A 7,386-nucleotide genomic window follows, 5' to 3' on the forward strand; every position below is an offset into this window, starting at 1 on the left:
CGGCATGCGTGGCGGAAGCATGGCATTCGCCGCGATGGGCGGCGGCGGCCATTTTGCCGGCGGGCACTTCGGCGGCGCGCGCTTCGCCGGCGCTCCTGCGTTCGGCCCGCGATTTGCCGGAGCCGGATTCCACGGCGGACGCTTCTTCCATCACGGCGGCTTCTTCCATCACCACCGCTTCCATCGCTTCGCATTCTTCGGCGGGCCTTACGTCTATGCCGATTACTACGATGGCTGTTACCGTCGGGTATGGACGTCCTACGGTCTGCAATGGGTCAATGTGTGCGGTGACTATTGGTGATCGCCCAACCAACCGCACCGTTGTCGCGGTCGTCGCCAGACGTTCCATCCAGCCCCGGAATGGGATAGTCTGGCGGCGATCGTCGCGGGGCGGGCGCTCGGAGAGTTGAACACAATGACCGGAGCTCACCGCCGCATTCTCGTCGTCGAGGACGATCCGGAGACCGCGGGTCAACTCGTCGAAGAGCTCACCACCAGCGGCTATGACGTGGACCTTGCGGCGAACGGCCGCGAGGCGTTGAGCCAGGGCGCGGCGCGCGACTATGCCGTGATCACGATCGATCGCATGCTGCCCGATATCGACGGCATCACGGTGATGCGTCAGATGCGCGACGACGGCATCGCAGTGCCGTTTCTGATCATCAGCGCGCTCGGTGAGGTCGACGACCGCGTGCGCGGCTTGCGCGCCGGCGGCGACGACTATCTGGTCAAACCGTTTTCCTTTGTCGAACTGCTGGCGCGGCTCGAGGCGCTCGGTCGCCGCAGCGAGACCGTTGCCAAGGAGACCATCCTGCGGGTCGGCGATCTTGCGGTCGATCTGATCGCGCGGACGGCAAGCCGCCGCGGCCGGAAGATTCCACTGCTGCCGAAGGAATTCCAGCTGCTCGAGTATCTCACGCGGAATGAAGGCCGTGTGGTGTCGCGCGCCATGCTGTTGCAGCACGTGTGGGATCTGCACTTCGATCCCTCGACCAACATCATCGATGTCTATGTCGGGCGGGTGCGCCGCAAGGTCGACGACCAGCAAGCCTATCCGTTGATCCACACGATCCGCGGCATCGGGTACTGCCTCCGTGCTCCTGGCTAAAACCCTTGGGTCATCGACGTTTCGCCTGGCCTTGATCGCCATCGGCGTCTTCGGCCTGATCGTGTCCGCCATCTTCGCTTACGTCTACTGGTCGACGCTGTCCTATGTGCGCGACAGGTCCGATCGCGCAATCATGACTGAGCAGGCGAGCCTCGATGCTGCCTATGCGCGATCCGGCCGTGATGGCCTGGCCGCGTCGATCGCACAGCGCATTGCGGACAAGGGCGTAGCCGATCATGTCTATCTGTTGGCTGGCCCCGGCTCCGCGGTACTCGCTGGAAATCTGGGGCAATGGCCAAACGATGCTGCCGGGCAGGGATGGGCTGAATTCCGCGCTTCGCTGCCGCAGCTCTCCGCGGAACCCGCTCTGGTGCGAGCTGCGACGGAGACCTTGTCAAACGGCGATCGGCTGCTGGTCGGCCGCGACATCAGCGATCTCGACGGCTTCATGGCGCAGATCAGGGCCGCGGGCATCGCGGCTATTGTGCTGATCATCGGGCTTGCGGCGGCTGCCAGCATCGGGGTCACGCAGCGAACGGTCAGCCGGATCGAGTCGATCAATGCGACCAGTCGCGCCATCATGCTCTCCGGCCTCGACCAGCGTATCCCGCTCCACGGCAGCCATGACGAATGGGATCGCGTCGCCGAGAATCTCAATCTGATGCTGGATCGCATCCAATCCCTGATGGGGGACGTCAAGCAGGTCAGCGAGAACATCGCCCACGATCTGCGCACGCCGCTGACCCGGATGCGCGGCCGGTTGGAGAAGGCCTACCATGCTCCACGCAACGGGGAAGGGGATGCGGCGCTGATCGGCGACACCATCGCCGATCTCGACGCGGTGCTCGGGATGTTCGTATCGATCACGCGGATTTCCGAGATCGAGACGCGGGCCCGCAAGGGGGCGTTTCGCACGGTCAATCTGGTCGAGATCGCAGGCGAGGTGGTCGAGCTCTATGATGCTGCGGCCGAACAGGTCACGACGCACCTCGTTCTTGCCGGCGATCCAGCGGTGCAGGTCACCGGCGACCGCGACCTGTTGTTCGATGCCATTGCCAATCTCGTCGACAACGCCATCAAGCATGGCCGCCCGGGCGGACGGGTGACGGTAACCTGCGACAACGACGAGGGCGTGCCGGTGATTTCGGTCGCCGATGACGGCCCCGGTATTCCCGCCGAGCAGCACGATCGGGTTTTCAAGCGCTTCTATCGGCTCGAGCAGAGCCGCTATACGCCGGGAAATGGACTCGGTCTCAGCCTGGTCGCAGCGGTCGCGAGCCTGCACGGCGCGCGGATCGAACTGCGCGACAACGCGCCGGGGCTGTTGTGCAGGCTCGCGTTTCCCGTGGCGGAGACGTAGGGTGGGTTAGCCGAAGGCGTAACCCACCAATGCCATCCTCATCGCGGAACGATGGCGGGTTACGCTTCGCCAACCCGCCCTACGAGCTGCGCTGCTTGGGATGTGAATCGGCGGTGATCCCCACGTCGTCCCGGGCAAGCGAAGCGCGACCCGGGACCCAACCACCAATGCGAATTGTTTATGCAGAGCTGGGGCCACAGCTCGTTTCAACGACACGACCCTGTGGTTGTGGGTCCCTGCGTTCGCAGGGACGACGACGGAACAAGCGGACTCGTCAAAACCTCGCCGCCATTTCCGCAAGTCGCCGGTGCGCGGCCTCGCGAGCCGCGCGGATCGGCTCAATGGGCCCGGTGGTCGGGCCGATCGGCACGAAGCGCACGTCATTGATGCCGATGAAGCGCAGCACTTCGCGCAGATAGGGCGTCGCCATGTCGATGCGGCCGCGGTTCATGCCGGTGACGAAATCGCTGCCGCTGGCCAGAATCACGACCGTCGGGCGGTCCTTGAGCAGCGGCAGGTAGCCCTGCGCCGGGTCGAAGCGAAAAGTCAGCCCGGGCTGGATGATGACGTCGAGCCACTGCTTGAGCTTGTAGGGAATGCCGAAATTCCACATCGGTGTCGAGATCAGCACCCGATCGGCCAGGGACAGCCGTAGCGCCAGCCGCTCGGCGACCGCGAAGGCATCGTGCTGAGAATTGGTGAAGCTCTTGCCGCCGATCCGGGCGTATTTGGCCTCAAGCAGATAACCCTCGAACTCCGGCAGCGGCTCGCGCCACAGATTCATCGCATCGATCTCCCAGTCCGGCCGCGCCTTGCGGAAGCTCTCCACAAAGACCCGCGCGCCTGCCGCCGATTCCGAATCGGCGCGGGGAGAACAGGCGAGATGCAGCAGCTTCGGCACCGCGCCTCCTCAGCCGAGTGCCTTGATGACGGTGTCGGCGTTGGTCACCACGGAGACGTTCTGCAGCGCAAAGTTGATCGCCGCATTGTGCCAGTCGGCGTTCATGGTCGAACAGCAATCCTCCGGCACGATCATGAAATAGCCCTTGTCGGCACCGGTGCGGGCGGTGTGCTCGACCGACATGTTGGTCCAGGCCCCGGTGTTGATGATCATGTCGCGGCCGGTGGCTTTCAGGATGGTCTCCAGCCGCGTGCCTTCCCAGGCGCTCATCCGCATCTTCTCGACCACGAAGTCGCCCGGGCGCGGTTCCAGTCCCGAGACCGGCGCCGCACCCCAGCTGCCGCGGACCATCGCCTTGCTGTCGACCAGCCCCTCGAACAGCGGTGCATTCAACGTCACACCCGGCGCGCCCGGCTCGACAACGAACCAGACATGGATGATGGCGACGCCCCGCGCACGCGCAGCTTCGGCGACGCGACGGACATTCTCGACGACATGCTGCTGGCGCGCATGATCAGGCGCGCCGGACTCGGCGAATGCGCCGCCATCCATGATGACGTCGTTCTGCATGTCCTGGATGATCATCGCGCAGCGCTGCGGGTCGATCTGCATCTCGTCGGCGGTGAGATTGGGCGCGGAGGGAGACGGTGTGGCGCCAGCGCCGCCGCGCTTGCCGTTCATATAGGGCTCATGGCGCGGCCCGACCTTGGTCGGGATCGCGTAGACCGAATGGGTCGCGGTCAGGTACAGCGTGCGGAAATCGGCACCGCCCCAGGCGAGGTTGGCGACGAGCTCGGGCAGACGGACCTTGCCGAGCAGGTCGCCACCGGATGAATAGACCCAGACACCGCCGGGCGCGGTGACCCAGACATTGCCGCGCTGGTCGCACTTCATGCCGTCGGGCAGGCCGGGCTCGAGCTCGGAGCGGATGCCGGAGGCGAACACGCGCGGATTGCCGAGGGAGCCATCGGCACTGACGTCGAAGGCGCGGATCAGCGCCTGCACGGTGTCGTTGACATAAAGGATACGCTCGTCGGGCGAGAAGCACAGCCCGTTCGGTTGCTCGAACAGATAGCGGTCGACCAGAAGTTTCGGCGAGCCGGCGCCGGGCAACACGCGATAGACGCCCTGGAAGCCGAGCTGCCGCGGCCGCTCGACGCCATAGACCGGCATGCGGCCGTACCAGGGATCGGAGAAATAGATCGCGCCCGAGGAATGCACGCAGACGTCGTTCGGGCTGTTGAGCTCCTGGTTCTCGTAATGCGAGGCCAGCACCTCACGCTGCCCGTCGGGCCGCTCGCGGATCAGCGAAGACGTCGCATGCTCGCAGACGATCAGGTTGAGGTCGGCGTCGTAGGTCATGCCGTTGCATTTGTTCGACGGACGCTTGACCTCGACCACGCCGCGCCGCGCATCCCATCGCCTCCGGACGTCGCCGGGCATGTCGGAGAACAGCAGGAAGTGATCGACCGGGTGCCAGATCGGCCCCTCCGTGAAATCGAAGCCGGTCCCGAGCTGACCGACAGGCGGATACGGGTCGATCAGGTCTTCGAACTCCGCGCGCAGCGTGACATGCGTCATCGCGTTCGTCCTCGTTGTTACGCCGGGAACCAGCTGCGCTGCGGCAGGCTCTGCACGACCGGCCCGGGCACCTGGTCGTGCAGGCGGCCGACCACCGTGCCGCCCTCGATCTTGGCCGGGCGATCGTGCACCGGAAGCAGATAACGCGAGCTACTCAGCAGCTTCTTGATTGCGGCCTTCTCGGCCCGCTTGCTGGTGCCGTGGTTGCCGGTGGTGCGCGGTTCGGCGTCGTGGATTTCGTTGAACGGCGTGACGATCTGGTCGTTGAAATCATAGATCACGTCGCCGCAGATCGTAGCGATCCCGTCGGCGGTGTGGACGTGGATGTTCATCGAGCCCTCGGTGTGGGCATTGGCGGCATCGCAATAGACACCGGGCATCAGCTCGACCGGACCGGTGATCTCGAGGTCGAGGAAGCGTAGCGCGCTCTTGGTGTGCAAGCGGTCGATCAAATGCTTGATGTCGGGCGCCGGATATTGCGGATGCATCAGGCCGGAGACGGAGTATTCCAGCTCCTTGCGGTTGACGACGACGGTGGTGTTCATCGGGAACAGGTCGTCCTTGCCGGCATGGTCGATGTGCAGATGGGTGTGGCAGACGAAGCGGACGTCGCCCATCCGCACGCCATGGCGGGCAAGCTGGTTCTCGATCATGTTCTCGTGGAACTGGAGACCGCGCATGCCCAGCGTCTCCATGATCTGGTTGGAGCGGTAGCCGGTATCGACCAGAACAGGATAGGGGCCGCCGAGGATCAGGAAGCCGAGCGTCAGCACGCGGCGGGTGCGGCCGCAATTGTGCCCGAGCACGAGGAAGCTCGATTCCAGCTCGATATCGCCATAGTCCAGGATCTTGATCTCCAACGGCATCGCTCTCCCTCCAAATTCGTGTTCGTTGTCGCGTCCGTGCTCGCGGTGCGGCTATGGCCCCAGCCGATAAACCCGCGCCGCCGTCGTGCCGGAGATCGCTTCGCGCTGCCCGGGGCTGAGCCGTTCGGCGGCCGCCTTGAAGGCCTCGATCAGGTCGCGATAGCTGGTCCACAGCTTCTCGATCGGAAAGTTGGAGCCGAACAGGCAGCGGTCCGCGCCGAAGATCGCAACCGTATCGGTCACGATGCCGGCGATATGCGCGGCATCGTTGCGATGGATGAAGGTGCCAAGCCCCGACAGCTTCGACACCACGTTGGGACATTGCGCGAGCCGCGCCATGCCAGTGCGCCATGCGGCGCGGCCTTGCGGTGACAAATCCTCGAGCATGCCGGCATGCTGCAGGATGAACGTCACGCCGGGGCAGGCCTCGGCAAGCCCGGCGGCATCGGCCATCTGTGGCGCGAACACCTGCAGATCGAAACTCCAGCCATAGTCGGCGAGGTGGCCGACATTGCGCCGGATTACCGGATCGGTGCAGAGATCGGGCCGCGCCGCGAAGCGATAGAGCGGGTTTTCGTGCCAATGCAGCTGCATGCGCACGCCGCGCATCAGCGGGTAGCGTTTCAGGCGATCGAGCTGCGGCCGGACGTCGTCGACGGAGAAATCGGCATAGGCGACGAGCGCGTGCGGCCAGCCGTGCGCGTCCGCGGTCTGCTGCACCCAGGCGGCTTCCTCCTCGAATTGGCCGTTCGGCCAGTTGGTCTGGACATAGACCGAGCGGGTGACGCCGGTGCTTTTGAGGTCGTCGAGATATTCTTGAATAGGGTAGTCGCGGCGGATCGGCTCGTAGGGGCCGAAGATGCGCGGCTGCATCGGGCCGGACAGCCAGGTAAGATCGGCCTGACGCCAGATGTGATGATGTCCGTCGACAATGCCGGTCACGCGGCTCTCCTTGTTCCAAGTGACAGCAGGTGGGCAACAACAGCCGCGCTCGATCCGCCGTCCACGAGATCATCGACAAAGCGCTGGATCGCGATCAGTGCCTCGGTTTGCGGCTTGAAGCCGGGGGCGGTCGCGAGCGGCGTCAGCCAGCTCACGCGCCAGGCCCGGCGCGACAGTTTTGCGACCGCATCGCGCAGCGCGGCCGGATCGCCGCGCTCGAGGCCGTCGGAGACGATCACCACGGCGGCGCCGCGGGCATATCCGCCGAAGCGGGGCACGGCCAGGAACGCCTGCAATGCATCGCCGATCCTGGTGCCGCCGTCCCAGTCGCTGACCAGGAAGGACGCGGCACTCAGCGCCTGCTCGCGGCGCTTCAGCCGCAGTGCCGGCGTGACGCGGGTCAGTCTGGTGCCGAAGGTGAAGACCTCGACATTGCCGGCCGCCTGCACCAGCACATGCGCGAGCCTCATATTCTCTTCAGTACGCGCCTTCATCGAGCCGGAGACGTCGATCAGGAGCAGGATCTTGCGCGGGCGCTGGCGGCGGCGCATCCGCCCGAGCCGCAGCACCTCGCCGTCGTTGCGTACGCTTTCACGGAGCGTGCGGCGCAGATCGGCGAACGGGCCAG

At 65.2% G+C, this 7,386-nt stretch carries 8 protein-coding genes; 3 read left to right on the forward strand and 5 right to left on the reverse strand.

Translation table 11 applies throughout. The features are described from left to right. The 3 genes from H8A95_RS40545 to H8A95_RS40555 form a co-directional block, all read left to right on the forward strand. A partial coding sequence (locus tag H8A95_RS40545) for a hypothetical protein (protein ID WP_229188112.1) occupies positions 1 to 301 on the forward strand: 301 nt, incomplete at its 5' end. Between the two features lie 114 nt (positions 302 to 415). Beyond that, positions 416 to 1,108, forward strand: a complete 693-nt coding sequence (locus H8A95_RS40550) for a response regulator transcription factor (protein WP_163151609.1) — start codon at positions 416 to 418, stop codon at positions 1,106 to 1,108. A gap of 283 nt (positions 1,109 to 1,391) precedes the next feature. Beyond that, complete coding sequence (locus tag H8A95_RS40555) at positions 1,392 to 2,468, forward strand: sensor histidine kinase (RefSeq protein WP_420839533.1); 1,077 nt, start codon at positions 1,392 to 1,394, stop codon at positions 2,466 to 2,468. Between the two features lie 274 nt (positions 2,469 to 2,742). On the opposite strand, the gene H8A95_RS40560 is transcribed toward H8A95_RS40555, so the two are convergent. From H8A95_RS40560 to H8A95_RS40580, 5 genes are all read right to left on the reverse strand, one after another. Then, positions 2,743 to 3,369: an FMN-dependent NADH-azoreductase gene (locus H8A95_RS40560; protein WP_229188114.1), complete on the reverse strand. Its 627-nt coding sequence runs from the start codon at positions 3,367 to 3,369 to the stop codon at positions 2,743 to 2,745. 9 nt (positions 3,370 to 3,378) lie between these two features. Continuing rightward, complete coding sequence (locus H8A95_RS40565) at positions 3,379 to 4,950, reverse strand: isochorismatase family protein (protein ID WP_229188115.1); 1,572 nt, start codon at positions 4,948 to 4,950, stop codon at positions 3,379 to 3,381. Positions 4,951 to 4,967: 17 nt separating this feature from the next. Further along, complete coding sequence (locus H8A95_RS40570) at positions 4,968 to 5,816, reverse strand: MBL fold metallo-hydrolase (RefSeq protein ID WP_229188116.1); 849 nt, start codon at positions 5,814 to 5,816, stop codon at positions 4,968 to 4,970. 51 nt (positions 5,817 to 5,867) lie between these two features. After that, positions 5,868 to 6,758, reverse strand: coding sequence for an amidohydrolase family protein (locus H8A95_RS40575; protein ID WP_229188117.1), 891 nt, complete (start codon positions 6,756 to 6,758; stop codon positions 5,868 to 5,870). After that, on the reverse strand, positions 6,755 to 7,386 hold a 632-nt coding region (locus tag H8A95_RS40580; protein WP_229188118.1), incomplete at its 5' end, for a VWA domain-containing protein. The genes H8A95_RS40575 and H8A95_RS40580, both read right to left, overlap by 4 nt.

It is taken from the genome of Bradyrhizobium oropedii, assembly GCF_020889685.1.
Taxonomy (GTDB): domain Bacteria; phylum Pseudomonadota; class Alphaproteobacteria; order Rhizobiales; family Xanthobacteraceae; genus Bradyrhizobium; species Bradyrhizobium oropedii.

What these genes read in the sequence shown, in the direction of transcription:
- H8A95_RS40550 (WP_163151609.1), top strand. Translation starts at nt 416, where the DNA reads ATGACCGGAGCTCACCGCCGCATTCTCGTCGTCGAGGACGATCCGGAG.
- H8A95_RS40565 (WP_229188115.1), bottom strand. Translation starts at nt 4,950, where the DNA reads ATGACGCATGTCACGCTGCGCGCGGAGTTCGAAGACCTGATCGACCCG.
- H8A95_RS40570 (WP_229188116.1), bottom strand. Translation starts at nt 5,816, where the DNA reads ATGCCGTTGGAGATCAAGATCCTGGACTATGGCGATATCGAGCTGGAA.